Here is a 25943-nt window from a genome sequence, read left to right as displayed (position 1 = left end):
AGGGCGTCCGGGAGACCGGGCGCCCTCTTCCGCGCCCACAAGTTACCCGTGGGTAACATGACCGCGTGAAGATCGTCGTCTGCGTGAAGCACGTCCCCGACGCGAGCGGTGAGCGCGGGTTCGCCTCCGACCTGACCCTCGACCGCGAGGCCGTCGACGGGTTGCTGTCCGAGCTCGACGAGTACGCCGTCGAGCAGGCCCTCCGGGTCGCCGAGGCGGCCGACGGCGACGTCGAGGTCGTCGCGCTGACGATCGGGCCCGACGACGCGGCCGCGGCGATCAAGCGGGCCCTGCAGATGGGCGCGACCTCCGGGATCCACGTGGTCGACGACGCGCTCCACGGCACCGACGCCCTCGGCACGAGCGCCGTCCTGGCTGCCGCCGTCACCAAGGCCGGCGCCGACCTCGTGGTCTGCGGGATGTCGTCCACCGACGGCGCCATGGGCGTCGTCCCGGCGATGCTCGCCGAGCGCCTCGGCTGGCCGGGCGCCACCTACGCCGGGCACCTCGAGGTGGCCGACGGGCACGCGACGATCATGCGCGAGGACGACCGGGCCCGGCTCACCGTCGAGGTCGACCTGCCCGCGGTCGTCAGCGTCACCGACCAGTCGGGCGAGACGCGCTACCCCTCCATGAAGGGGATCCTCGCGGCGAAGAAGAAGCCGGTCGTGGAGTGGGAGCTCGACGACCTCGGCCTCGACCCGGCCGACGTCGGCCTCGACGCGGCCTCGACCCGCGTGGTCGGCACCGAGCCCCGGCCCGCGAAGGGTGCCGGGCGCGTCGTCACCGACGCCGAGGGCTCCGGATCGGCCGCGGTGCTCGAGTTCCTCGCCGCCGGCCGGTACGCCTGAACCCCGACCCTCGACCCCAGGAGACCCCATGGCCGACGTCCTCGTCCTCGCCGACCTCGACGGTGACGCCCCCACCCGGGCGACCCTCGAGCTGCTGACCCTGGCCGCACGGGTCGGCGACCCGGTCGCAGTCGTCCTCGACCCTGCCGCGGGCGTCTCCGCGGCGGCCGCCGCGGCGCTCGCGCAGCACGGCGCCACGCGTGTGCTGAGCGTCGTCGACGCGGCGTTCGACGACTACCTCGTCGTTCCCAAGTCCGAGGCGCTGGCCCAGGTCGCGGGCTCGGTCGCCCCGTCGCTCGTCCTGCTGGGGTCGACCCTGGAGGGCAGGGAGATCGCCGGCCGCCTCGCCGTGCGCCTCGGCGCGGGCCTCATCACCGACGCCGTCGACCTCGACGCCGACGCCACCACCACCCAGTCCGTGCTCGCCGGCGGCTGGACCGTGCGTGCCCGCGGGGACCGCGACGTCCTCGTCGCCACCCTCAAGCCGAACAGCGTCACTCCGGCGACCGTCGACGCCCCGGCCCAGGTCGAGGTCGAACCGGTCGCGGTCACCTTCTCCGACGCCGCCAGGGGAGCCCGCGTCACCGCGCGCGACCCGCGCGTCGCGACCGGGCGCCCGGGCCTCACCGAGGCCCGCGTCGTCGTGTCGGGCGGCCGCGGCACCGGCGGCGACTTCGCCAAGGTCGAGGCGCTCGCCGACGCGCTCGGGGGCGCCGTCGGTGCCTCGCGCGCCGCGGTCGACGCCGGCTGGTACCCGCACGCCTACCAGGTCGGGCAGACCGGCACGACGGTCTCCCCGCAGCTCTACGTCGCGGCCGGCATCTCGGGTGCCATCCAGCACCGGGCGGGCATGCAGACCTCGAAGGCCGTCGTCGCCGTGAACTCCGACCCCGAGGCCCCGATCTTCGCCCTCGCCGACCTGGGCGTGGTCGGCGACCTGCAGACCGTCCTCGACGGCGTCGTCCAGGGCCTGGAGGAGAGCGGCGCCTGAGCGGCGGCGGGGGAGCGCGAGCGGACGACACCCCGCCTCGTGCGGACAACACCGACCGGCCGCTTCTGTCGGACCGGACGGGCAGAATCGTTCGTATGTTCGATCCGGAGACGCAGGGGCACACTGCTGCCGAGCTCTGCTCCAGAATCGCCGCCAGCCACGCCACCCTGCGCGAGACCGAGTGCGAGGAGCTCGTGCTCGCCGCCGCATGGGCGGACGTGCACTACCTCGACGGCGACGAGGCGGGCTACCGACCGCTCGTGGAGCGGTCGTGCGCGTGGGGCGGCCAGGGCTGCCCTCCCGTGGCGGAGCACTGCGCCCTGGAGCTCGGCGCGCTGAGGGGTACCGGGGCGACCGCCGCCCGCATGCTCATCGCTGACGCCCTCGACCTGCGCCACCGGCTGCCGCACCTGTGGCAGCTCGTCAGGACCGGGACGGTGCGCGCCTGGCAGGCGCGCCACGTCGCCCAGACCACGCACGACCTGTCGTGGGAGGCGTGCACCGACGTCGACGAGGCGCTGAGCCGCTCGCTGCCGCTGCTCGCCTGGCCGCGGTTCCGGCGGCTGCTGCACGCGGCCGTGCTGGACGCCGACCCCGAGGCCCGCCGGCGACGTGAGCAGGACGCCGGCGAGCAGCGCGGGGTCTGGTCGTGGACGGGTGACCACGGCCTGCGCACCGTCGTGGCCAAGGCCGCGTCAGGGGACGCCGTCTGGTTCATGGCCACTGTCGACCGCCTCGCCGAGGTCCTCCGAGCCGACGGGGACACCGACCCGGTGGACGTCCGGAGGTCCAAGGCCATCGGCCTCCTCGCGCAGCCCGCCCTCGCGCTCGCCCTCCTCCTCGACCACGCCGACGACCCCGACCGGCTGCCTCCCGCCCAGGCGCCTCACGCCGTCGAGAGCCCCGCCCCGGGACCCGCGACCACCGCGCGGCTGGACGAGGACGAGGACGCGGACCCGGACGGGAGCGGCCGTGACCTCGTGCTGCGGCGCGACCTGCTCCGCCACGACCTGCGGGCGGCGCGACCGCGGGTCGTGCTCCACCTGCACGTGACCGACACCGCGCTGCGCTGCGGCGACGGGCTCGTCCGCCCCGAGCACGGGGAGGCGATGACGCTCGACCAGGCCCGCGACTGGCTCGCCGACACCGGGTGCCCGATCACCGTCCGGCCCGTGCGCGACCCCCTCGACACCGCCCCCGTCGACGCCTACGAGATCCCGCTCCGGCTGCGCGAGGCGCTGTTCCTCCGCAACCCGGTCGACGTCTTCCCCTTCGGGCAGGCCACCAGCCGCACCCTCGACCTCGACCACACGACCCCGTACGTGCCACCCGGCGCCGGTGGACCACCCGGGCAGACCGGCACGCACAACCTCGGCTTCCTGGCCAGGTCGCACCACCGCGCGGTGACCTTCGCGGGCTGGAAGCGACGACAACCCCAGCCGGGCACCTACCTCTTCGCCTCGCCCAACGGCTACGTCTACCTCACGACCAACCAGGGCACCGTCGCGCTCGGCCGCACGCCGTACAGCCGCGCGCTCTGGGACTGCGATCCCGCCGAGGATAGGAGCACGAAGGAGCGGGTCGGTGCGGCCTGAGGATTCCGCTCTCGCGCGAACCAGCGGCCTCCGGTCCGCGCGGCAGACTGAGGGGGTGCGCAGCTACCTCGACCACGCGGCGACGACCCCGATGCGGGCCGAGGCCGTGGCGGCGGTGACCGCTGAGCTGACCCGGACCGGCAACCCGTCCTCGGCGCACGGCTCGGGCCGCGCCGCGCGCCGGGTCGTGGAGGACGCGCGAGAGCTCGTCGCCGAGCGGCTCGGGGCCGAGCCCGCCGAGGTCGTCTTCACCGGCGGCGGCACCGAGGCGGACAACCTCGCGGTCAAGGGTGCCTACTGGGGGAGGCGTGACGCCGCCCGCCGCGACGTGCTCGTCAGCGCGGTGGAGCACCACGCCGTGGGCGACGCCGCGTTGTGGCTGGCGCAGGCGCAGGGGGCGCAGGTTCGCATCCTGCCGGTCGACGGCACCGGGCGGCTCGACCTCGACGCGTACGCGGCCGCGCTCGGCCCGCAGAGCGCGGTGGTCTCGGTGATGTGGGGCAACAACGAGGTCGGCACGCTGCAGCCGGTGGCCGAGGTCGCGGCGGCCGGGCACGCGGCCGGAGCGGTCTTGCACAGCGACGCGGTGCAGGCCGTCGGCCACGTGGTGGTCGACTTCGCGGCCAGCGGCCTGGACCTGCTGAGCCTGACCGCGCACAAGCTCGGCGGGCCGGTGGGCATCGGCGCGCTGCTCGCGCGGCGCTCGACCGCGCTGGCTGCGGTGCAGCACGGCGGCGGGCAGGAGCGCGACGTGCGCTCGGGGACGCTCGACGTGGTGGGCGCGGCCGGCTTCGCCGCAGCCGTTGACGTCGCCGTCCGCACGCTCGAGGCCGAGGCGGTCCGGGAGACGGCGCTGCGCGAGGAGCTCTTCGCGCGGGTCCGGGCGGCGGTCCCGGAGGCGGTGCGCCACGGCGCCGCGTCGCCCGAGGACCCGGCGGCCGGGCTGCCCGGCGTGCTCAGCGTCGGCTTCCCCGGCGCGCCGGGCGACGCCCTCGTCATGCTCCTCGACGCCGCGGGCGTGGACGTCTCCACCGGCTCGGCCTGCTCGGCGGGCGTCACCGCTCCGAGCCACGTGCTGACCGCGCTCGGCGTGGAGGAGGCCGACGCCCGCAGCGTCGTGCGCTTCTCGCTCGGGCACACGACCACGACCGCCGACCTGGAGCGCGTGTCCGCGGTGCTCCCCGACGTCGTCGCCCGCGCCCGCGCCGCGGCCGCGTACGTCTGAGGCGCCCGTAGAGTGGGGCGGCCATGACACCAGGGAGACGCAGATGAGGGTGCTCGCCGCCATGTCCGGCGGGGTCGACTCCGCCGTGGCCGCGGCCCGTGCGGTCGACGCCGGGCACGAGGTCACCGGGGTGCACCTGGCCCTGTCCAAGAACCCGCAGTCCTTCCGCAGCGGCGCCCGAGGCTGCTGCTCGCGCGAGGACGCCCACGACGCGCGCCGCGCGGCCGACCGGCTCGGCATCCCCTTCTACGTGTGGGACCTCTCCGACCGCTTCGCCGCCGAGGTCGTCGAGGACTTCGTGGCCGAGTACGCCGCCGGCCGCACCCCGAACCCCTGCCTGCGCTGCAACGAGAAGATCAAGTTCGAGGCGGTCCTCGAGCGCGGCCTCGCCCTGGGCTTCGACGCGGTGTGCACCGGGCACTACGCGCGCCTCGAGCGCGGCGAGGACGGCTCCGTCGAGCTGCACCGGGCCGTCGACCAGGCCAAGGACCAGTCGTACGTGCTCGGGGTCCTGACCGCGCACCAGCTGGCGCACAGCCTCTTCCCGCTCGGCCCCTCGACGAAGATCGAGGTGCGGGCGGAGGCGGCCGCGCGCGGGTTGAGCGTGGCGGCCAAGCCGGACAGCCACGACATCTGCTTCATCGCCGACGGGGACACGGCGGGCTTCCTCGACGCGCGTCTGGGCCGTCGCCCGGGTGCGGTCGTCGACGCCGACGGCACGCTGCTCGGCGAGCACGACGGCACGCACCACTTCACCGTCGGCCAGCGTCGCGGGCTCCGGCTCGGCGTGCCCGCGGCGGACGGCAGGCCGCGGTTCGTCCTCGACGTCACGCCCGTCTCCGGAACCGTCACCGTCGGCCCCCGCGAGGCCCTCGCGGTCACGCACCTCGCCGGCACCCGCCCGACCTGGACCGGCGCGGTCCCTGCGGGTCGCTGGCGCGGCCTGGTGCAGGTGCGTGCGCACGGCGGGCCGGTGGGCGCCACGCTGGAGCTTCGCAAGGACGAGCTCGTGGTCGACACCGACCAGCCGCTCGTCGGGGTCGCGCCGGGGCAGGCCGTGGTGGCGTACGACGACACGCGCGTCGTCGGCAGCGCGACGATCTCCTCCACCCGCTCGCCGGCGCTGACGTCGTGACCACGCCCGTCCCGAACACGCCCACCTCCGTCTGGTGGACCGGCGTCGGCTCCTGGCCCGGCACCGACATGCCGGACGCGACCAAGACGGCCTTCGCCGAGTGCCCGGACCTGCCCTACCTGCCCGAGCTGCCCGCCCGGGGGATCGGCGCGCAGCTCGTCGGCCGCGGGGCGGCGAGCCTGCTCAGCGGGATCGCGGTCGACCTGCAGCCCGCCGGCTGGCGACTCGCCGACGCCCCCAACCGGGACGCCCGGCTCGCGCGCTCGCTGTTCCGCTCCGACCTCGACGTGCTCGAGGAGGTCGCCCAGGGCTACGCCGGTCCGGTCAAGGTCGCGGTCGCGGGGCCCTGGACGCTGTCGGCGGCGCTCGAGCGCCCGCGCGGCGACCGCGTCGTCGCCGACCGGGGTGCACGCCGCGACGTCGCCCAGTCGCTGACCGAGGGGATCGGCGAGCTGGTGGGCGAGCTGCGTCGCCGGCTCCCGGACGTCTCGCTGGTCGTCCAGCTCGACGAACCGCTCCTGCCCGCCGTCCTCACCGGCGCCCTCAGCACGGCCAGCGGCTTCTCCCGGCACCGCTCGGTCGACCGGCCGGAGGTGGCCGAGGTCTACACGGCGCTCGTCGAGCACGTCGGCCGCCCGGTGGTCGTGCACTGCTGCGCCGCCGGGGCACCGGTCGACCTGCTGCGCCGCGCGGGCGTCATCGGGGTGGGCCTCGACCTCGCGCAGACCAGCACCCGCGAGTGGGACGAGGTCGGCCAGGGACTCGCCGAGGGGATGTGGTTCGGCGCGGGTGCCCTGGCGACCGATGGCCCGGTCCCCGTCGACCGGCCCGACGTCGTCGCGCGGCGCGTGCTGGGTCGTCTCGACGACCTCGGGCTCGACGCGGACGCAGGGCTGCGAACGGTGCTGACGCCCGCCTGCGGGCTCGCGGGCTTCGACCGCGCGGGTGCGACCGCCGCGCTGCGCACCCTCCGCTCGGCCGCCGACATCGTCACCGACCGCCTGCTCGGCTGAGCGCGGGCGCAGCGGCGCTGCGGCATGATGACGCGATGGCCCAGATCACGCAGCTCCGCCTCGTCACGACGCTGCTCCTCTCCTTCGCGGTGGCGCAGGCGGGGCTGGGCTCCGGCTACCTCGACGGCGGCGCCGCGCTGCTGGTCGCGCACGCGACGAACGCCTTCGCCGTCCTCGTGCTGGCGGTGATCGGCGCCGTCCTCGGGTTCGGCCTGCGCAGGTCGGGCGGGCCTGGCTGGACCCTCTTCTTCCCGCTCGGCATCGTGGTCGCGATCGCGCTGCAGATGACGCTCGGCTTCGCCGGCGTCAGGGGCGCGCACGTCTTCCTCGGCGTGCTGGTCCTCTGCGCCATCACCGCGTACTGCTCCTACTCGTGGCGGCTCCGGCTGCCGGAGGACGGCGCGACCCGGGTGACGCCCGCGTCCTCGTAGCCCGCCGGTCGTCCCTCCTGGTAGAGCCAGGTGGCGAAGAAGGCGCCGAGGTTCTCCCCGGTGGTGCGCTCGGCGAGCGCGATGAAGTCGCTCGTCGCGACCACCCCGTGCGCCTGCTGCCGCGCCCAGGCGCGCAGCAGCGTCCGCATCTTCTCGTCGCCGATCCGGTGCCGCAGGGCCTCGAGCGTCAGCCCGCCGCGCTCGTAGACGGGGGAGCCGAAGAGGTCGGCCGGGTTGGTCAGCGCGGCCGGCGCCGGGGACCAGAGGTCGGACCCGGGACCGTTCGCCCGGTACGCCTGCTGGAAGGCCTGCCACGTCGTCGGGCCGCCGTGCTCGGCGGCGTAGTTCGCCTCGGCGTAGGTGGCGAAGCCCTCGTTCAGCCAGATGTCGCCCCAGTCGCGCGGGGTGACCGAGTCGCCGTACCACTGGTGCGCGAGCTCGTGGACGAGCGTGGCGTCGTCAGGGACGCCGTCGAAGAAGGGCCGCGTCTGGGTCTCCAGCGCGTAGCCGACCCCGAGGTCCTGGATGACCATGCCGGTCGCGCTGAACGGGTAGCGGCCGTACTGCTTCTCGCTGAAGCGCAGGACCTTCGGCAGGAGGTCGCGCTGTGCCTTGGCCGAGCCGAGCCCGGGCTCGACGAACGTCCACGCGGGGATCGTGCGGCCACCCGCGAGCGCGACGGTGGAGCGGTAGACGTCGAAGCGGCCGATCGCGAGCAGCGAGAGATAGGTGGCCATCGGCTGGCGCTGGCGCCAGCGCCACGTCGTCTGGCCGTCGCGCGTCCGGCGGCTGCGGAGCTCGCCGTTGGAGGCCGCGGCCAGCTTCTTCGGCGCGGTGATAGCGACGTCGAAGGTCGCCTTGTCGCGCGGCGTGTTGTTGTTCGGGAACCAGGTCTGCGCGCCGACCGGCTCCGACAGCGCGGTCGCGCCGGTCGCGCTCGGCACCCAGCCGTCCTTCGCACCGTCCGGGTCGATGTGGGTGGTCGGGCGGCCGTGGTAGCGCACCTCGACGGTGAAGCGGCCGCTGGCGGCCCGGGCCGGGGTGACGACGAGCTTGGTGTCGCGGCGCACGAACCTGGCGCGCCGGCCGTCCACGGTGACGCGGTCGACGCTCAGCCCCTCGAGGTCGAGCGTGAGCTCCGACAGCGGCCGGGCGGCCCTGGCCTGGATCGTCGTCGTGGCCTTGATCGTGCCGCCGGTCGCGTACGTCAGCGCGATGCCGTAGTGGCGGACGTCGTAGCCGGTGCCGCCGATCTCGGGGAACAACGAGTCGTCGACGCTCTGGCCGCCGGCGACCGGCGCAGGCTTGGCTGCGGGCACGGCGGGAGCCGCGGCGGCCGGGGCCCCGGGCAGGAGAGCCAGGCCCACGGCCGTGCTGGTGAGGAGGGCGGCCCAGCCGCGCAGGGGATGACGCACGAGCGCACGCTATCCGTCGGTGGGCGTCTCCGTCACCAGGGCCTCCGGGCCGCCGGCGAGCAGGCGACGGAACCCCTCCGCGTCGAGCTGCGGGGTGCCGAGCGACTCGGCCTTCGTCAGCTTCGAGGCGCCCGGGCTCGCACCGACCACGACGTACGCGGTCCGCTTGGAGATGCTCGACGCCGCCTTGCCGCCGGCGGCGAGGATCGCCTCCTCCGCCTCCTCGCGGCTGAAGCCCTCGACGGTGCCCGTGACCACGATCGACAGCCCCGCCAGCGGCCCGGCCGGCGCGGCCGCCACCGCCTGCGGACCGGGGTGGCCGGGGATCTCGAGCCGTACGCCCGAGGCCGCCCAGCGGTCGACGATGGCCGCGTGCCAGTCGACGGCGAACCAGTCGGTCAGGGCGTCGGCGATGATCGGGCCCACGCCGTCGACCGCGGCGAGCTCGTCGCGCGAGGCGGCCCTGATCGCCGCGAGCGACCCGAAGTGCTGCGCGAGGGCGCGGGCGGCGACCGGCCCGACGTGGCGGATCGACAGCGCGACCAGGTAGCGCCACAGGTCGCGGCTCTTGGCGATCTCGAGGTTGGCGAGCAGGTCCTCGGCCTGCTTGGAGGGCCCGACCAGGTCGGGCTCGCCCTTGCGCCCCTTCCGCACGATCTTCTGGAAGGGCGCGAGCTGCTTCTCGGTGCCGTCGTCGTTCAGCCGCGCCAGCCCGGTCTCCGGGTCGCGCGGGACGACCCGGATCGGCAGCAGGTCCTCCATGGTCAGGTCGAACAGCCCCGACTCGTCGGCCAGCGGCGGGGTCGCGGGGACGGTGGGCTGGGTGAGCGCGGCCGCCGTCACCTCGCCGAGCGCCTCGACGTCCAGCGCGCCGCGCGAGCCGATGTGCTCGACCCGGCCGCGGACCTGCGCCGGGCAGCTGCGCGCGTTGGGGCAGCGCAGGTCGACGTCGCCCTCCTTGGCCGGGCGCAGCACGGTGCCGCACTCCGGGCAGCGCTCCGGCATCACGAAGGCGCGCTCCGTCCCGTCGCGGAGCTCGACGACGGGGCCGAGCACCTCGGGGATCACGTCGCCGGCCTTGCGCAGCACGACGGTGTCGCCGATCAGGACGCCCTTCTCGCGGACGACGTCCTGGTTGTGCAGCGTGGCCTGCCGCACCTCCGAGCCCGCGACCAGCGCCTTCTGCATGACCGCGAACGGCGTCGCACGGCCGGTGCGGCCGATGGACACGACGATGTCGAGCAGCTTCGTGTGCACCTCCTCGGGCGGGTACTTGAACGCGGTCGCCCAGCGCGGGGAGTGGCTCGTCGCCCCGAGGGCGACGTGCAGGTCGAGGTCGTCGACCTTGACCACGATGCCGTCGATCTGGTGCTCCACGGACGCCCGCTCGGCGCGGTAGTGCTCGATGAAGTCCCAGACCTGGTCGAGCGAGTCGAGGACGCGGTAGTGGGTGGAGGTCGGCAGCCCCCAGGCGGCGAGCAGCTCGTACACCTGGCTCTGGGACGCGACCGGCCCGCCCGGGGCCGCCTCGGTGCTCTCGATCTGCTCGACCGGCCACGCCCCGATGCCGTGCACGAGCATCCGCAGGCCCTGGATCCTGGTCTCCATGAGCGCGAGGCGGTCGGGGCTCTTGCCCTCGGCCTTCTGCCGGAGCGAGCCCGACGCGGCGTTGCGCGGGTTGGCGAAGAGGCGCTCCCCGGCCGCGGCCTGGCGGGCGTTCAGCGCGTCGAAGTTCTCGACGGGGAAGAAGATCTCGCCGCGCACCTCGACGAGGTCGGGGTGGCCGGTCCCCGCGAGGCGCATCGGGATCGTGCCCATCACCCGCACGTTCGACGTCACGTCCTCGCCGGTGACGCCGTCGCCCCGGGTCGCGGCGGAGGTGAGGACGCCCCGCTCGTAGCGCAGGTTGATGGCGAGACCGTCGATCTTGAGCTCGCAGAGCCACCGGACCCCGGCGTCCGGCAGGCGCTTGGCGGCGTCGCGGCGTACGCGGGCGGCCCACTCCTCGAGCTCCTCGCGGCTGAACACGTTGTCGAGGGAGAGCATCGGCTCGCGGTGCACGACCGGGGCGAACAGCGTCGTCTCGGGCGCGCCGCCCACGGTCTGCGTCGGGCTGTCCGGGCGGAGCAGCTCGGGGTGCTGCTCCTCGAGCTCCTGGAGCCGGCGCACGAGGCGGTCGTACTCCTCGTCGGACGCCGTCGACTGGTCGCCCTCGTAGTACTCGTGGCGCAGCTCGTTGATCCGTCCGGTGAGGTCGGCGACCTCCTTGGCCGCTGCGGCGGAGGCGGAGACCACGGTGTCGGTCATCCCGCGAGCATAGGGGCGCTCCAGGAGCCGGAGGGCGGGCAGCCGACCCTCAGGAGAGCAGGCTGGCGACCAGCGCGGCAGGCGCGAGGAAGCCGCTCTTCTCGTCGATCCCGAAGCCCCAGCTGCCGGTCATGGCGTGGTAGACGTACCAGCCGAGGCCGAAGAGGGCGAGCATCGCCCCGAGCAGGACGAGGCCGACCCAGATCCGCATCCGGCGCTTCTGCCCGGTGCTTGGCACGAGCTCGGGACCCCACTCGCCGAGCCGGGGCTGGACGCGGGGTGGCGTCGACCCGTTGAGGTTCAGGTCGGAGAACGCCGCGCGCAGCCGCATGCGTGCAAGGTTAGCGATCGGTGGGTCCCCGCCCAGGGGTCGGCGCAGACTCACAGGCAGCCCTCAGGGGTGCAGGACGGCGACCCCGCGCGCGACGAGGGCGAACCGGACCGTGCGGCCCACGAGCACCGCGGCGGCGAACCACCCGAGCCGCATCCGGGTGGCCCCGGCCAGCAGGGCGACGGCGTAGAGCGGGGGGAAGCCGACCACCGCGGCCAGCAGCACGATCGGCAGGCCCCAGCGCTTCTCGCCGACGAGCCGCAGCAGCGTGGCCAGGACGGCCCGGAACCGCCGCCGGGCGGGGCCGACGTTCTGGCGCCGGATGCGTGCCCGCTGGTGGCGGACGAAGGGGAAGGCCTTGCCGCGCCGGACGCCGAGGAAGAGCAGCACCTTGCCGAGCGTCTGCCCGAGGACCACGCCGACCACGACGGGCATGGCGTGGCCGAGGGAGGAGTAGCCGGAGACGACGACGTAGCCCTCGGCGTTGGCCAGCGGCACGACCGCGGACAGCACGCCGTAGCCGAACGACGTCACCAGCTCGCCCAGCTCGGCCCAGCCCCACGCGTCCATGCGCACCCCCGTGCAGGGCATTCTGCCCGGACGGGGGCCGGCGCGAGGGCTGCGGGGCCTACTTGACCAGGGCGGCGAGGTGGTTCAGGCGGGCGACCTCGGAGTCGAGGAACGCCGGGCCCCCGAGGCGGCCGATCGCGATCACGCGGTCCTGGGTGATCGGGGTGACGACCAGGGTGCAGTCGCCCCAGCCCGGCGACCAGCCGCTCTCGAGGTCGAGCCGGTGGGTCACGTCGAAGGGGGCGAAGCGCTCCGCGAGCTCGGGGGTGATGTCGGGCGCGAGCGTGGTCGAGAAGGTCATCTCCGGCCCGTCGCCGCCCGTCTGCACGAGCACCGCCCAGTGGGAGCGGAAGACGACCGGGCAGAGCGACACGAGCGTCTCCGCCGCGTGGGTCGGGTCGGCGGTCATGCGCTCGAGCGCCTCGAGGTCGGACTGCAGCCCGCCGCCCTCGGGGTAGCGGGCGATCCACTCGACGCGGACGCCCTCGAGCCCCTGGCAGGCGCTGACCAGCGACTCCGGCAGCTGGCCCGGCGGCAGGTCGACGATGAAGTCGTCGACGACGACCCCCTCGCCCTTCTCGACGATCTCGACGGCGTTGATGTCGCCGCCGACCCCACCCATGGCGGTGGCGACCGAGCCCAGCGAACCGGGCCGGTCGGGCAGCGTGACGCGCATCAGGAACACGCGCACATCGTCGCAGACCCGGGGTTACCAAGGGGTTTCAGCATCTTTGGTCCTCGCTCCGCTCGGACGTGCCCCGGCTCCGACCCGAGTCGGTACTGGTCCGGAAGGTGCTCGTTCCCGTCGAGCCTTCAGAATCTCCTCATGCCCAGGTTCGAACCCTTCCGCGCCCTCCGCTTCGTGGCGGAGGACCTCGAGCCGCTGCTCGCGCCGCCGTACGACGTCCTCGACGACGCCGACGTGGACGCCCTCCAGGCGCGATCGCCGCACAACGTGACGTTCGTCGACGTGCCCCGCGGCGGTCCCGACCGCTACGTGCGGGCGGCGCAGACGCTGCAGGGCTGGGTGGACACCGGCGTGGTCGCGCTCGACGACACGGCGTCCTTCACCATCTACCGGCTGCGGTTCACCGACGCGAGCGGGGCACGGCGTGACGTGGCCGGGGTGCTGGGCGCGCTCGAGGTCGTCGACGCCCCGACGCAGGGCGGCGCGCACGGCGTCCTGCCGCACGAGCGCACGACGCCCAAGGACTCGACCGACCGGCTCGAGCTGACCCGGGCCACCCGGGCCAACCTCTCGCCGGTCTGGGGCCTCTCGCTCGCGCCGGGCCTCGCCGCGCTGCTCGCCGAGCCGGGGGAGCCGGTGGGGCGGGTCGTCGAGGACGGGGTCGAGCACGTGTGGGAGCGGGTGACCGACCCGGCGCGCCTCCGGGCGATCCGCGACCTGCTCGCCTCCGACGACGTGCTGATCGCCGACGGCCACCACCGCTACGCCGTCAGCCGCACCTACCGCGACGAGGTCCGGGCCGCGACCGGCCGCGAGGACACCGACGCCGAGACGACCCTGGCCTTCGTCGCCGAGCTCGTCGCCGACCAGCTGAGCGTCGAGCCCATCCACCGGCACTACACGGGCGTCGAGGTCGCGGCCCTGCGGGAGGCGCTCGAGCGCTTCTTCGTCCTCACGCCGGTCGAGCCGCGCGCCGGGTCGCTGGTGCTGCTCACCGCGGACGGGGCCTGGCGCCTCGACCCGCGGCCCGGCGCGTTCGACGGCGTACGGGCCCTCGACGGGCTGTGGCTGGAGGTCGCGCTCGAGGGGCTCGACGTGCAGGTGGCCTACCACGACGGGGTCGAGGAGGCCCTCGACGCGGTGGCCGACCGCCGGGCGGTGGCGGCGGTGCTGGTCCGTCCGCCGGGGCTGGCCGAGATCCAGCGCACGGCCCGCGAGGGCCTGCTGATGCCGCCCAAGTCGACGTTCTTCACCCCCAAGCTCAAGACCGGCGCGGTGCTGCGTCCGCTGGCGGGATGAACCCGGGAGGCCGGGGGAGCCGCAGCCCTAGGATGGACAGCCGGGTCCCGCCCCGTGCGGTCGACCCGGTCCCGAACCCCTAGAGGAAGAGTGACGCCCCGGTGGCCCTCACGCCGAACGACGTGGCCGACCTGGCCCGCCTGGCCCGGATCGAGCTGACCCCGGCCGAGCTGGAGCACCTCGCGCCCCAGCTCGACGCGATCCTCGAGGCCGTCGCCAAGGTCTCCGAGGTCGCGGCCGACGACATCCCGCCGACGTCGCACCCGCTGCCGCTGGACAACGTCCAGCGCGCCGACGTCGTCGTGCCCTCGATGCCGCGCGAGGCCGCCCTGGCCGGCGCGCCCGCGGCCGAGGAGGACCGGTTCCGCGTCCCGCGGATCCTGGGGGAGGAGGGCTGATGAGCACGAGCAGCACCGACCTGACCCGCCGTACCGCGGCCGACCTGGCCACCGCCATCGCCTCGGGCGAGACCAGCTCGGTCGAGGTCGTCCAGGCCCACCTCGACCGGATGGCCGCGGTCGAGCCGGCGGTCCACGCCTTCCTGCACGTCGACGGCGAGCGGGCGCTGGCCGCCGCGGCGCGCGTCGACGCCGACCGCGCCGAGGGCAAGCCGCTCGGCCCGCTGGCCGGCGTGCCCGTCGCGCTCAAGGACGTGCTGACCCAGGCCGGCGCCCCGACGACCTGCGGGTCGAAGGTGCTCGAGGGCTGGGTCCCGCCGTACGACGCCACCGTCACGCGCCGGATGCTCGACGCCGGCCTGGTCATCCTCGGCAAGACGAACCTCGACGAGTTCGCCATGGGCTCCTCGACCGAGAACTCCGCGTACGGACCCACGCACAACCCGTGGGACCTCGACCGGATCCCCGGCGGCTCCGGCGGCGGCTCAGCGGCCGCTGTCGCCGCGTACGAGGCGCCCCTGGCCATCGGCACCGACACCGGCGGCTCGATCCGCCAGCCCGCCTCGGTCACCGGCACCGTCGGCATCAAGCCGACGTACGGCGGCACCTCGCGCTACGGCCTCGTCGCGCTCGCGTCGAGCCTCGACCAGCCCGGCCCCTGCGCGCGCACGGTCCTCGACGCGGCCCTGCTGCACCAGGTGATCGCCGGGCACGACCCGCGCGACTCGACCTCGATCGACGCGCCGGTGCCCGACGTCGTCGGCGCGGCCCGCTCCGGCGACGTGCGCGGCATGAGGATCGGCGTGGTGCGCGAGCTCGGCGGTGAGGGCTACGCGCCCGGCGTCGAGCAGCGCTTCCACGAGGCGGTCGAGACCCTCGCCGGGCTCGGGGCCGAGGTCGTCGAGGTGTCCTGCCCGAACTTCTCCTACGCGCTGCCTGCGTACTACCTGGTGCTGCCGAGCGAGGCGAGCTCCAACCTGGCCAAGTTCGACGGCATGCGGTTCGGCCTGCGGGCCGGCGACGACGGCAGCCGCAGCGCCGAGGAGGTCATGGGGCTGACTCGCGAGGCCGGCTTCGGCGCCGAGGTCAAGCGCCGCATCATCCTCGGCACGTACGCGCTGTCGAGCGGTTACTACGACGCCTACTACGGCCAAGCCCAGAAGGTGCGCACGCTCGTCTCGCGCGACTTCGAGGCCGCGTTCGCGCAGGTGGACGTGCTCGTGTCGCCCTCGACGCCGACCACCGCGTTCCGCCTCGGCGAGAAGGTCGACGACCCGCTCGCGATGTACCTGAACGACCTCTGCACCATCCCCTCGAACCTCGCCGGCAACGCCAGCGCGTCGTTCCCGGTCGGGCTCGCGCCCGAGGACGCGCTCCCCGTCGGGCTGCAGGTCATGGCGCCGCCGCTGGCCGACGACCGGCTCTACCGGGTCGGCGCCGCGCTGGAGCGGGCGCTGGAGGAGCGCTGGGGCGGCCCCCTGCTGGCGCAGGCCCCGGAGCTCGCCGTGCACGAAGGAGGAGTCGCCAAGTGAGCACCACCACCGCTGAGGTCATGGACTACGACGACGTCGTGGCCCGCTTCGACCCCGTCCTCGGGCTCGAGGTCCACGTCGAGCTGAACACCGCCTCGAAGATGTTCTGCGGCTGCTCGACCGAGTTCGGCGCCGAGCCGAACACGCAGGTCTGCCCGGTCTGCCTCGGGCTGCCGGGCTCGCTGCCCGTGGTCAACGCGCGTGCCGTCGAGTCGGCGGTGCGGATCGGCCTGGCGCTGAACTGCTCGATCGCGTCGTGGTGCCGCTTCGCGCGGAAGAACTACTTCTACCCCGACCAGCCGAAGAACTACCAGATCAGCCAGTACGACGAGCCCATCGCCCACGACGGCTGGGCCGAGGTCGAGGTGCCCGACGACGAGGGCGTGCTGCGCACGTACCGGATCGACATCGAGCGCGCGCACATGGAGGAGGACACCGGCAAGTCGCTGCACGTCGGCGGGTCGACCGGGCGCATCCACGGCGCCGACCACTCGCTCCTCGACTACAACCGCTCGGGCGTGCCGCTCATCGAGATCGTGACGCGCCCGATCGAGGGCGCGGGCAAGTACGCGCCGCAGGTGGCGCGGGCGTACGTCTCGATGCTGCGCGACCTGCTCCGCTCGCTCGGGGTGTCCGACGTGCGCATGGAGCAGGGTTCGCTGCGCTGCGACGCGAACGTGTCGCTGCGGCCCTCCCCGGACGCCCCGCTCGGGACCCGCACCGAGACCAAGAACGTCAACTCGCTGCGCAGCGTCGAGCGCGCCGTCCGCTTCGAGATGACGCGGCAGGCCGCGGTGCTCGCCGACGGCGGCCGGGTCAAGCAGGAGACGCGCCACTGGCAGGAGACCTCCGGCACGACCTCGCCGGGGCGCAGCAAGGAGCAGGCGGAGGAGTACCGCTACTTCCCCGACCCCGACCTCGTGCCCGTCGCACCGTCGGCGGCGTGGGTCGAGGAGCTGCGGGCCTCGCTGCCCGAGGCGCCCGCCGTCCGCCTGCGCCGCGTGAGCGCGGAGTGGGGGTTCAGCGAGGCGGAGCTGCGCGACGTCGTCGCGGCCGGGGCGCTCGACCTGGTCGAGGCGACTGTGGCCGCCGGTGCCTCGCCGCAGTCGGCGCGCAAGTGGTGGCTCGGCGAGCTCGCCCGGCGGGCCAACAACGACGGCGTCGAGCTCGACGCGCTCGGCGTGACCCCCGCGCAGGTGGCCGAGCTGCAGGGCCTGGTCGACGCCGGGACGATCAACGACAAGCTCGCCCGCGAGGTGCTGGAGGGCGTGCTGGCCGGTGAGGGTTCGCCGACCGCGGTCGTAAAGTCCCGCGGGCTCGCGGTCGTCTCCGACGACGGCGCCCTCGGTGCCGCCGTGGACGAGGCCATCGCCGCCAACCCGGCCGTCGCCGACAAGATCCGCGCGGGCAAGGTCCAGGCCGCCGGCGCCCTGATCGGTGCCGTCATGAAGTCCATGGGCGGCAAGGCCGACGCGGGCCGCGTCCGCGAGCTCGTGCTGGAGCGCCTGACGTAGGTGCGCACTCGCCGCTAGATCCGGCGGGTCGTCCACAGGCGGCACGACGGACAACACCGCAGGCGCCCTCGCAGCAGCAGGCTGCTGACGTGTTCCGACCCTTCACGACCGCCCAGGCGCCCGAGGTCGGGATGACCCCCGACACCCTCCGCACCAGCCGCGTGCGGCGCGAGCACCACGGGGTCTACGTGGAGTCCTTCCTGGAGCCCGACCTCGACCTGAGCGTCGCCGCCGCGCGGCTCGTGCTGCCAGAGGACGTGCTCCTGGACGGGGTCTCGGCGCTGCACGCCCTCGCCGTCGAGGTCGGCGAGCCCCGGCCATCGCGGTTCGTCACCACCCACCCGCACCAGGTCCGCCGGCCGGGCGTCCGCGTACGGCGGGTGGCGGCGCTCCCGCCGACCACCGACGGCCGGGTCGTGGCACCCGCGCACGCCTTCCTGACTGCCGCGGCCGACCTCGACCTCGACCTCGTCGAGCTTGTCGCCGCCGGCGACTGGCTGGTGCGGTGGGGAGCCACGTCGTGGGCCGAGCTGGTCGGCATCACCTCCTTGGCGCGCGGGCGGCACGTCCGCCGAGCACGACGCGCCGCAAGCCTCGTGCGCGACCGGGTCGACTCGCCGCAAGAGACGCGCCTGCGGCTCTGCCTGGTCCTCGCCGGCCTGCCGGAGCCCGACGTCAACCCCGTGATCGAGGTCGACGGTCGTCGGGTCGGACGGGTTGACCTGCTGCTCCGCCGGTGGCGCGTCGCTCTCGAGTACGAGGGCGACCAGCACCGCACGGACGAGCGCCAGTGGAACGTGGACATCGCGCGCCACGAACTGCTGCACGAAGGCGGGTGGGCACTCATGCGCGTCACCGGGCAACGGATGGAGCATCCCCGCGCGGTCGTCAGCGAGGTGGTCCGGGCCCTCCGTGCCGGCGGGTGGGAGGGACCTGAGCCCGTCTTCGACGCGGAGTGGCACCGGTTGTTCCCGACTGCGCGCTGACCGGGCGACACGCCGGGTGTGTCGCCCTCTTCGCGCGCAGTCGCCGCACAGCTCAGCTGGTCTTGACCGACAGCACGGGCACCGTCGCCTCGAGGATCAGGCGCTGCGCGATGCTGCCGAGCACGGCCTTGCCGATGGGCGAGCGCTTGCGGACGCCGACGACGAGCCGCGTGACCTCGGCGCGGTCCTCGATGGCGGCGAGGACCTGCTCGACCTCGTCCACGTCGGCGCCCGCGTGCGGGACGACCACCTCGTACGGGACCTCGGTCGCGATCGAGGTGAGGTCGAGGTCGGCGCCGGTGAGGTTGACGACGGTGAGCTGCACGTTGAGCAGGTCGGCCTCGTTGGCCGCGGCCTCCAGGGCGGCCCGGCCCTCGGCGCTGTCGGTGACGGCGACCAGAACGCTCATGCTTCCTCCTGCGGTGCTGGGGCTTTCCCTCCTCGGCATGATGCCGCACCCCGCCGGGGTGGTGTCGGGGGCCTGCGATCAGGGGTCGAGGGCCTCGTCGAGGAACAGCAGCATCGTGCCGAGCAGCAGCCGGCGCGACTCCGCACGGCGGTAGTCGTGGCCCTCGCCGGGGATCGGCAGGAACTGCACGGGCCGCCCGAGGTCGCGCAGGGCGGCGACGACCTGCGTCGCCTCGCCGAAGGGCACGTTGGTGTCGAGCTCGCCGTGGGCGACGAGCAGGGGCACGTCGATGTTCGCGACCTGCTGCATCGGCGAGAGGGCGCGCAGCAGGGTCGCGTCGCGCTCGGGGTCGCCGTACTTGGTGACGGCGGCCGCGGCGATCCAGGGCTCGGTGTCGCGGTAGAAGGTGTGCAGGTCCGACATCCCGCAGACCGCGACGCCGGCGGCGAAGACGCCGGGGGAGAAGGCGAGCATCGCCAGGGTGAGGTAACCGCCGTACGAGCGCCCGCTCACCGCGACGCACCCGGGCTCGGCGACCCCGAGCCGGACCAGGAACTCCGCGCACGCGAGCACGTCGTCGAACGCGTCGCGGCGCCCGTGCACGTCGTCGGCGTGGACGAAGGCGCGGCCGAAGCCCGACGAGCCGCGGATGTTCGGCGCGAAGACCGCGATCCCGGCGGCGGCGACCGCCTGGTGCTGCGGGTTGAAGGTCGGCCGCTCCTGGGCCTCGGGCCCCCCGTGCAGGCTCAGCATCGCGGGGCCCGCGCCCGTCCAGCCCGGCGGCCGGTAGAGCCAGCCGGTCAGCGGCAGCCCGTCGCGCCCGTGCAGGAACTCCAGCGTGGGCGTCACCAGCCGCGCCGCCGTGCGGGGCGGACGCGCCGTGGCGAGCGACCACGTCCGGGTCGCCACGTCGAGGCACCACAGCTCGCGCGGCCGCTCGGGGCCCTCGACGGCCATCAGCGCGGTCGATCCGTCGCGGCTGAGCAGCATCCCGCTTACCACCGCGCCCGGCAGGCCCTCGACGACCGAGGTCTCGCCGGTCCAGGCGTCGACGAGCTCGAGCTCGGAGCGTCCGCCGGCCACGTTCCAGACCGCGAGCAGCCGGTGCCCGGCGTCGTCGGCGTCGAGCCCCTCGAGCTCGGCGTCCGAGCGCGGCGCGAGCACGCCGGACTGCCCGCGCCAGCCGGACGGGCCGAGCGGGATCGCGAGGAGCTGGCGGCGGGGGAGCCCGGCGTCGGTCGCGAGGTAGGCGATCAGCGGCGCGTCCCCGGACGTCGGGTCCCCCGGCGGGGCGGGGCGCACGAACGCGCGGTCGGTGGACCCGGTCGCCGGGTAGGGCAGCAGCGGGTGGTCGGCGTCGGCGACGCGGTCGACGACCACGCAGAACTGCCGCCCGCGCTGCCCGTCGCGCAGCACCACGAAGTCCTCGTCGCTCGACAGGTCGAGCACGCTGATGAGCTCGCCCTCGGCCAGCGGGTGCTGCTCCCCGGTCGCCGGGTCCACGAGGAACGCCCGCGTCGGGTCGCCGAGGCCCTCGCCCGGGACGGAGACGCTGACGCGGTGCCCGCTGCGGGTCCACGGGCCGAGCTCGGCGTGCACGTCGGCCGAGCCCGCGACGCACCGCGCGTCGGAACCGTCCGGGCGCACGACCCACACCTGCGTACGCACGCCGCCGCCGGTGGCCAGCGCGCAGGCCAGCCAGCCACCGTCGGCCGACCAGTGCACCTCGACCACCGGGTCGTCGGTGAGGACGACCTCGCGGGCCGCCGGCGGCTCTGCGCCCTCGACGGCCTCCGCAGCGAGCACGAGGTCCTGGACGAAGAGCCGCGGGGTGCCGGTCCGGTCGCTGACGAAGGCGATCCGCCGGCAGTCCGGCGAGAGGGTGGGTGCCCAGCTGCCCCAGGCGTCGACCAGCTCCTCGCCGAGGCGCACCGCGTCGGCGAGCGCACGGGCCCCCACGTCAGCCGACCCCGTGGTGCTGGAGCCACATCTCCAGCAGCCCCAGCTGCCACAGCGCGTTGGACCCCAGCTGCGTCCGGGTCCGGTTGGGGTCGGCGAGCATCGCCTCGACGGTGTCGGTGCGGAAGAGCCCGCGTCGTCGCGCCGCCGGGTCGGTCAGCGCGTCGCGGACGAGCCCGAGCACCGGGCCCTGGAGTTGGCGGATGGCCGGGACGGGGAAGTAGCCCTTGGTCCGGTCGATGACCTCGTCGGGCACGACCCCGCGGGCCGCGCGCTTGAGCACGCCCTTGCCGCCGTCGGCGAGCTTGAGCTCGGGCGGGATGCGCCCGGCCAGCTCGACGAGCTCGTGGTCGAGGAAGGGCACCCGCGCCTCCAGGCCCCAGGCCATGGTCATGTTGTCGACCCGCTTGACGGGGTCGTCGACGAGCATCACGGTCGTGTCGCTGCGCAGCGCGGCGTCCACGGCGGTGTCCGCGCCCGGGGCGGCGAACCGCTCGGCGACGAAGGCGTACGGGGCGTCGTGGTCGACGAGCCACCCGCGCGACAGCAACGACGGCATGGCCGACCAGCGCCGGTCGAAGAACACGTCCGCGTACGCCTCGACGGCGTCCTCGCGCGCGACGCCGGCGAGCGGCGGGTACCAGTCGTAGCCGCCGAGCACCTCGTCCGCGCCCTGCCCGGACTGCACGACCTTGACGCTCTTGCTCACGTCCTCGCTGAGGAGGAAGAAGGCGACGCAGTCGTGGCTGACCATCGGCTCGCTCATCGCCGCGACGGCTGCGGACACGCCGGGCAGCAGCCGGGAGCCGTCGATGGCGATGCGGTGGTGGTCGGTGCCGAAGCGCTCCGCGACCAGGCTCGAGTACTCGAACTCGTCGCCGCGCTCGCCGCCGCTGCTGTCGAAGCCGATGCTGAACGTCGCCAGGTCGCTCTGCCCGGCCTCGGCCAGCAGCGCGACCACGAGCGAGGAGTCGATGCCGCCGGACAGCAGCACACCGACCGGCACGTCGGCGACCATCCGCCGCTCGACCGCGACGCGCAGCGACTCCAGGAGCGCCTCCTCCCAGTCGCGGCTGCTCCAGCCGGCGCGCTCGGCGTCGCGGGTGAAGGAGGGCGACCAGTAGGTGTGCTCGCGCCAGGTGCCGTCACGCTCGACGACGCGGACGGTGGCCGGCGGCAGCTTCTTGACGCCGTTGAGGATCGTGCGCGGCGGCGGCACGATGCTGTGGAAGCTCATGTAGCAGGCGAGCGCGACGGGGTCGATCGAGGTGTCGCCGACGCCGGCGGCGATCAGCGCGGGCAGCGTCGAGGCGAACCGCAGCCGCTCGGGGGTGTGGTCGAGGTAGAGCGGCTTGATGCCCAGCCGGTCGCGGGCGAGCACCAGCCGACCGGTCGCGTGCTCGACGACGGCGAAGGCGAACATGCCCAGCAGGTGGTCGACGCAGGAGGTGCCCCACTGCGCGTACGCCTTGGTGATCACCTCGGTGTCGGAGGTGGAGAAGAAGCGACGCCCCAGGCCCTCGAGCTCGGCGCGCAGCGCCTTGTAGTTGTAGATGCAGCCGTTGAAGACGACCGACAGCCCGAGCTCGGCGTCGACCATGGGCTGGCTGCCCGCGGCGCTGAGATCGATGATCGAGAGCCGCCGGTGGCCGAGCGCGACCGGGCCGCGCGCCCACACCCCGGAGCCGTCCGGGCCCCGCCGCTGCATGGCGTCGGTCGCGCAGGCGCAGGCGGCGACGTCCGCCGCGCGCCCGTCGAAGCGGATCTCCCCGCTCAAGCCGCACATCTACCGCTCACCCCGCTCTGCCTCGTCGTCCGTCCGGCCCACGACCCACGTGTCCTTGGCGCCCCCGCCGCGCGAGGAGTTCACCACCAACGAGCCCTCGGGGGCCATCCGGGTCAGCCCGAGCTTGGCGATCGTGACGTCGTCGGGACCGGGGCCGGTCAGGTAGGTGAAGACCCGCAGGTCCACGTGCCGCGGCTGCAGCAGGCTCCCGGCGAGCGTCGGGTGCGAGGACAGCGCGACGACCTCCTGGGCGACCCAGCGGGCGGGCGCGGCGGCGATCTCGGCCCGGCGGTGCGCCACCTCGGCGGCCGAGGCGTCGGGGCCGATGAGCACGCCGGCGCCGCCGTGGCCGTCGACGGGCTTGGTCACGAGCTCGCCGACCCGGTCGAGCACGAGGCGGTACTCCGCCTCCTCGCTCGTGCGGTAGGTCGGCACCGACTCCAGGCTCGCCGACTCGCCGAGGTAGTAGCCGATCAGCTCGGGCACGTAGCAGTACATCGCCTTGTCGTCGGCGACGCCGTTGCCCGGGGCGTTGGCCAGCCGGACCCCGCCCGCGGCCGCGACGTCGAGGACCTCGGCGCCGACCGGGTGCCCGGCCGCGTCGACGAGGTCGACCAGCTCGACGTCCAGGCGCAGGTAGAGGGCGTCCAGACGAGGACCCCGGCGGCCGTCGCGGCGGTCGCGGACCTCGCCGTCGGTCACCGTCAGCTCGTCCGCGGTGAGGAGCACGAGGCCGGCTCGCTCGGCCAGCAGCCGGTGCTCGAACCAGGCCGAGCTCGACGGCCCGCTCGAGAGCAGCGCGGCGGTGCCCTCGTCGCCCCCGCCGAGCAGCGTGCGCCGCAGCAGGGGCATCGCGTCGGCCGGGTCGAGCAGCCCCGGCGGGCGGGGCAGGTCGGGCATGACGTCGTCGAGGAGCTCGCGGATGGCGAGGGCGAAGCCGGCGCCGGACGGGTTGCGGACGTTGTCCTCGAGCACCCGCCAGCCGCCGAACTCGTTGCGCACCAGGTCGAAGCCCATCACCGGCGCGCGGACGGCGTCGGCCGGCAGCCGCCGCGCCTCCTCGCGCCAGCCCGGGGCGCCGACGACGAGGTCGGGGGAGAGCACGCCGTCGTGGAGCACGCGCTGCTCGCCGTACACGTCGCGCAGGAAGGCCTCGATCGCCCGCGCCCGCTGGCCCAGCCCGTTGGCGAGGTCGCGCCACTCGTGGGGCGCGACGACCCGGGGCACGAGGTCGACGTTGAAGGGGTGCTGGGTGCCCTCGACCCCGAAGGTCAGCCCGTGCTCGGCGACCCACGTGTCGCGGGCCCGGGCCCGGGCGTCGATGCGGTCGGCGTCGAGGTCGCGGAACACCTCGACCAGCCCCTCGTACGCGGGCCGCGGGCGCCGGTTCGCCCCGACGGCCTCGTCGCCGGCGCGGGAGCGGTAGCGCCGCAGCTCCGGCGCGGCCGGACGCGGGCCCTCGGCCGGGCCGCGGGTCTCGGCCACGACCAGGTCCATGACGTCGCTCAGCAGGCCCCGCTCGGCGTACGCCGCCCGCTGCCGGTCCGCCGAGTTGCCCCGGGCCAGCGCCGACTCGGCCAGCCAGCGCACCTCGTCGTCGTCGCCGAGCTCGGCCAGCGGGCCGGCCAGCCGCTCGACCATGGCCCAGACGGCGTCGGCCGCGGGGACCGGCCGCGGGTGCAGGTCGTGGTCGAGCAGGTTGCCCCGCAGGCCGCCGCGCGCGGCCTGCCAGAGCGCGGCCCGGTGCACCGGCGCGGGCACCGGCTCGTACGGGCGTCCCTCCAGCACGTCGATCTCCGCCGCCCGGACGGCGGCGCGGAACAGCCCGGCGATGAGGATCGCGTCGTCCACGACCGGGCAGGCGTCGCAGACCCGCAGCTCGAGCGTCGGGGCGTGCGAGGACGGGCGGACGTCGAAGTAGGCCATCTTCTCGTCGGCGATGACGCCCGAGCGGATCAGGTCGGCGAGCAGCGCGTCGTACTCGGCCGCCGAGCGCAGCGGCCCGGTCGCACCGGCGGTGGGCCAGCGCTGCCAGATGATCGTGCGGATCGAGGAGTAGCCGGTGTCCTGCTCGTTGAAGTACGGCGAGCTGGCCGACAGCGCGGTCAGCACCGGCAGGTCGCGGGATACGCGCTGCATGATCTCGACAGCCAGGTCGCGGTCGGAGACGCCGACGTGGATCTGCAGTCCGCAGATCAGCTGCTCGTCGACGAGCATCCGGTACTGCTCCTGCATGCGCCCGTAGCGCCCGGTCGTGGTGAGCTCGATGTCCGCGTGCGCCGCGCTCGGGGCGGTCCCGGCCGCGGCGATGCCGACGTTGTCGCGCTCCGCCTCGGTGACCAGCAGCCTCCGCAGCCGCAGCAGCTCGGCCCGCAGCCCGTCGAGGGTGCTGACGACCTCGGTGTTCGTCTCGACCGTGGTGCGCTGGATCTCGGCGGAGTAGCTGCTCGCCGGCAGCCGCGACAGCAGCTGCGGCGCCCGTCCGACCAGCCGGCGGCTGTCCAGGTCGACGAGGTGCAGCTCCTCCTCGGCGCCGAGCGTCAGCTCCGCAGGCACGGTTCCCCCGGTGCTCGCCTCATCGCCGAGACACTAGAGCCGTCGTGTTACGGGGAGCTACCTCCTGCGGCTGAAGAGCAGCAGGCCCAGTCCGGCGAGGACGCAGGCCAGGCCGATCCAGAACCAGGTGCGGACGCCGGTCATGAAGCTGCCGGGGAGGTAGCCGAGGCCCTGGCCGACCCAGACGGCGCCGACGACGAGGGCGACGACCCCGACGACGCGGACAGTGGTGCGGGCGGGGGGCTCACGAGTCGGCCTGGTCGAGGCGGAGGAGCTCCTCCACCGCGTCGGGCTCGCCCACGAGGCGGACGTCGGCGGCCCGCGTCCGGCCGTTGGCCAGCAGGGTCAGCTCGCTGGGGGAGCCGACGGCGGTGACGATGTGGGTACCGGCGGCGGCGCGGATGGTCTCGGGTCGCCCGTCGGCGTCGGTGACGCCCGCGCGCTCGAGGACCACGCCGACCTTGGCCCGGCGGAACTGCGCGCGGGCCAGCAGCTTGAGCCGGCGCCAGAGCCAGCCCTCGACGTCCTCGGGCAGGGTCCGGGGCTCCAGGGGCGTCGAGCCCGCGCGGCGGACGTCCTCGTGGTGCACGAAGTACTCGATGGTGTTCGCGCCCTCGTCCACGCCCGGGATGGCGAAGACGGAGAAGCGCGCGGGGCCGTTGCGGACCTTGTCGACCAGCTCGGCGTACGGCCAGCGCGCCTTGGCCTCGGCCATCCGCCGCTCGAGCAGGCCCGAGAGGGGCTTGGCCACGATGCCGCCGGCCCCGACCGGGTCGGTCTCGCGGATCCACAGGTGCGCGGCCAGGTCGTGGGCGTCCCAGCCCTCGCAGAGCGTGGGGGCGTCGGGACCGACCTGGTCGAGGAGGTCCGCCAGCTCGGCGCGCTCGGACTGGGCAAAGGTCACGAGGGTCGATGGTAGTGGCGGGCGCGGCGACCCCCGGCGCTCGCGGGG

The 25943-nt window shown here is 74.8% G+C and carries 22 protein-coding genes; 12 read left to right on the top strand and 10 right to left on the bottom strand.

Annotated features, from left to right (window positions below):
• Nucleotides 1-65: 65 nt before the first annotated feature.
• From BLU42_RS07790 to BLU42_RS07760, 7 genes are all read left to right on the top strand, one after another.
• Entirely contained in the window at nt 66-851 is a 786-nt protein-coding gene (locus BLU42_RS07790) for an electron transfer flavoprotein subunit beta/FixA family protein (RefSeq protein ID WP_091073964.1), read from the top strand.
• 28 nt (nt 852-879) lie between these two features.
• Entirely contained in the window at nt 880-1842 is a 963-nt protein-coding gene (locus BLU42_RS07785) for an electron transfer flavoprotein subunit alpha/FixB family protein (protein WP_091073963.1), read from the top strand.
• Nucleotides 1843-1937: 95 nt separating this feature from the next.
• A complete protein-coding gene (locus BLU42_RS07780) occupies nt 1938-3437 on the top strand; it encodes a DUF222 domain-containing protein (RefSeq protein WP_091073962.1) in 1500 nt (499 codons plus the stop codon).
• Between the two features lie 55 nt (nt 3438-3492).
• Nucleotides 3493-4662 carry a cysteine desulfurase family protein gene (locus tag BLU42_RS07775; RefSeq protein WP_091073961.1) on the top strand — a complete coding sequence of 390 codons (1170 nt, stop codon included), beginning with the start codon at nt 3493-3495 and terminating at the stop codon, nt 4660-4662.
• A 43-nt stretch (nt 4663-4705) separates the two neighbouring features.
• Nucleotides 4706-5797 (top strand): tRNA 2-thiouridine(34) synthase MnmA, encoded by a 1092-nt coding sequence (mnmA, locus tag BLU42_RS07770; protein WP_091073960.1) that lies wholly within the window; start codon nt 4706-4708, stop codon nt 5795-5797.
• Nucleotides 5794-6810, top strand: a complete 1017-nt coding sequence (locus BLU42_RS07765) for a uroporphyrinogen decarboxylase/cobalamine-independent methonine synthase family protein (RefSeq protein WP_091073959.1) — start codon at nt 5794-5796, stop codon at nt 6808-6810. Before mnmA ends, BLU42_RS07765 begins: the two co-directional genes overlap by 4 nt.
• 35 nt (nt 6811-6845) lie before the next feature.
• Nucleotides 6846-7241: a hypothetical protein gene (locus BLU42_RS07760; RefSeq protein WP_091073958.1), complete on the top strand. Its 396-nt coding sequence runs from the start codon at nt 6846-6848 to the stop codon at nt 7239-7241.
• Here the strand turns inward: BLU42_RS07760 and BLU42_RS07755 are convergent.
• The 5 genes from BLU42_RS07755 to BLU42_RS07735 form a co-directional block, all read right to left on the bottom strand.
• A complete protein-coding gene (locus BLU42_RS07755) occupies nt 7178-8656 on the bottom strand; it encodes a M1 family metallopeptidase (protein WP_091073957.1) in 1479 nt (492 codons plus the stop codon). The genes BLU42_RS07760 and BLU42_RS07755 overlap by 64 nt on opposite strands.
• Before the next feature lie 9 nt (nt 8657-8665).
• Complete coding sequence (gene ligA, locus BLU42_RS07750; protein WP_091073956.1) at nt 8666-10963, bottom strand: NAD-dependent DNA ligase LigA; 2298 nt, start codon at nt 10961-10963, stop codon at nt 8666-8668.
• A 49-nt stretch (nt 10964-11012) separates the two neighbouring features.
• Complete coding sequence (locus tag BLU42_RS07745; protein ID WP_091073955.1) at nt 11013-11294, bottom strand: hypothetical protein; 282 nt, start codon at nt 11292-11294, stop codon at nt 11013-11015.
• A gap of 63 nt (nt 11295-11357) precedes the next feature.
• The gene (locus tag BLU42_RS07740; protein WP_091073954.1) at nt 11358-11864 is read right to left on the bottom strand and encodes a YqaA family protein; all 507 of its coding nucleotides are present in this window, start codon (nt 11862-11864) and stop codon (nt 11358-11360) included.
• 58 nt (nt 11865-11922) lie between these two features.
• Complete coding sequence (locus BLU42_RS07735; RefSeq protein ID WP_091079760.1) at nt 11923-12543, bottom strand: ACT domain-containing protein; 621 nt, start codon at nt 12541-12543, stop codon at nt 11923-11925.
• Between the two features lie 147 nt (nt 12544-12690).
• On the opposite strand from BLU42_RS07735, the gene BLU42_RS07730 reads away from it, so the two are divergent.
• The 5 genes from BLU42_RS07730 (at nt 12691) to BLU42_RS07710 (ending at nt 18281) form a co-directional block, all read left to right on the top strand.
• Nucleotides 12691-13851 (top strand): DUF1015 family protein, encoded by a 1161-nt coding sequence (locus BLU42_RS07730; protein WP_091073953.1) that lies wholly within the window; start codon nt 12691-12693, stop codon nt 13849-13851.
• A 101-nt stretch (nt 13852-13952) separates the two neighbouring features.
• Entirely contained in the window at nt 13953-14249 is a 297-nt protein-coding gene (gatC, locus tag BLU42_RS07725) for an Asp-tRNA(Asn)/Glu-tRNA(Gln) amidotransferase subunit GatC (protein ID WP_091073952.1), read from the top strand.
• Nucleotides 14249-15781 carry an Asp-tRNA(Asn)/Glu-tRNA(Gln) amidotransferase subunit GatA gene (gene gatA / locus BLU42_RS07720; RefSeq protein WP_091073951.1) on the top strand — a complete coding sequence of 511 codons (1533 nt, stop codon included), beginning with the start codon at nt 14249-14251 and terminating at the stop codon, nt 15779-15781. The genes gatC and gatA overlap by 1 nt, the downstream gene beginning before the upstream one ends.
• Nucleotides 15778-17295 (top strand): Asp-tRNA(Asn)/Glu-tRNA(Gln) amidotransferase subunit GatB, encoded by a 1518-nt coding sequence (gatB, locus tag BLU42_RS07715; RefSeq protein ID WP_269458022.1) that lies wholly within the window; start codon nt 15778-15780, stop codon nt 17293-17295. Before gatA ends, gatB begins: the two co-directional genes overlap by 4 nt.
• Before the next feature lie 89 nt (nt 17296-17384).
• On the top strand, nt 17385-18281 hold the full coding sequence (locus BLU42_RS07710) for an endonuclease domain-containing protein (protein ID WP_091073950.1): 897 nt from the start codon (nt 17385-17387) through the stop codon (nt 18279-18281).
• A 52-nt stretch (nt 18282-18333) separates the two neighbouring features.
• On the opposite strand, the gene BLU42_RS07705 is transcribed toward BLU42_RS07710, so the two are convergent.
• The 5 genes from BLU42_RS07705 to BLU42_RS07680 all read right to left on the bottom strand — a co-directional run bounded on the left by BLU42_RS07705 (nt 18334) and on the right by BLU42_RS07680 (nt 25895).
• Nucleotides 18334-18690, bottom strand: a complete 357-nt coding sequence (locus BLU42_RS07705; RefSeq protein WP_091073949.1) for a universal stress protein — start codon at nt 18688-18690, stop codon at nt 18334-18336.
• A 78-nt stretch (nt 18691-18768) separates the two neighbouring features.
• Complete coding sequence (locus tag BLU42_RS07700; RefSeq protein WP_091073948.1) at nt 18769-20649, bottom strand: S9 family peptidase; 1881 nt, start codon at nt 20647-20649, stop codon at nt 18769-18771.
• Between the two features lies 1 nt (nt 20650).
• A complete protein-coding gene (locus BLU42_RS07695; protein ID WP_231918499.1) occupies nt 20651-22426 on the bottom strand; it encodes an N-acetylglutaminylglutamine amidotransferase in 1776 nt (591 codons plus the stop codon).
• Between the two features lie 9 nt (nt 22427-22435).
• Nucleotides 22436-24991 (bottom strand): carboxylate--amine ligase/circularly permuted type 2 ATP-grasp protein, encoded by a 2556-nt coding sequence (locus BLU42_RS07690; RefSeq protein WP_197680662.1) that lies wholly within the window; start codon nt 24989-24991, stop codon nt 22436-22438.
• A 244-nt stretch (nt 24992-25235) separates the two neighbouring features.
• Complete coding sequence (locus tag BLU42_RS07680) at nt 25236-25895, bottom strand: TIGR03085 family metal-binding protein (protein ID WP_091073946.1); 660 nt, start codon at nt 25893-25895, stop codon at nt 25236-25238.
• Between the last annotated feature and the right edge of the window lie 48 nt (nt 25896-25943).

Origin of the sequence: Microlunatus sagamiharensis (genome assembly GCF_900105785.1) — a bacterium.
Lineage (GTDB): Bacteria > Actinomycetota > Actinomycetes > Propionibacteriales > Propionibacteriaceae > Microlunatus > Microlunatus sagamiharensis.
Note: the sequence above shows the minus strand (reverse complement) of the source record. Positions and strands in the feature narration are given on the sequence as shown.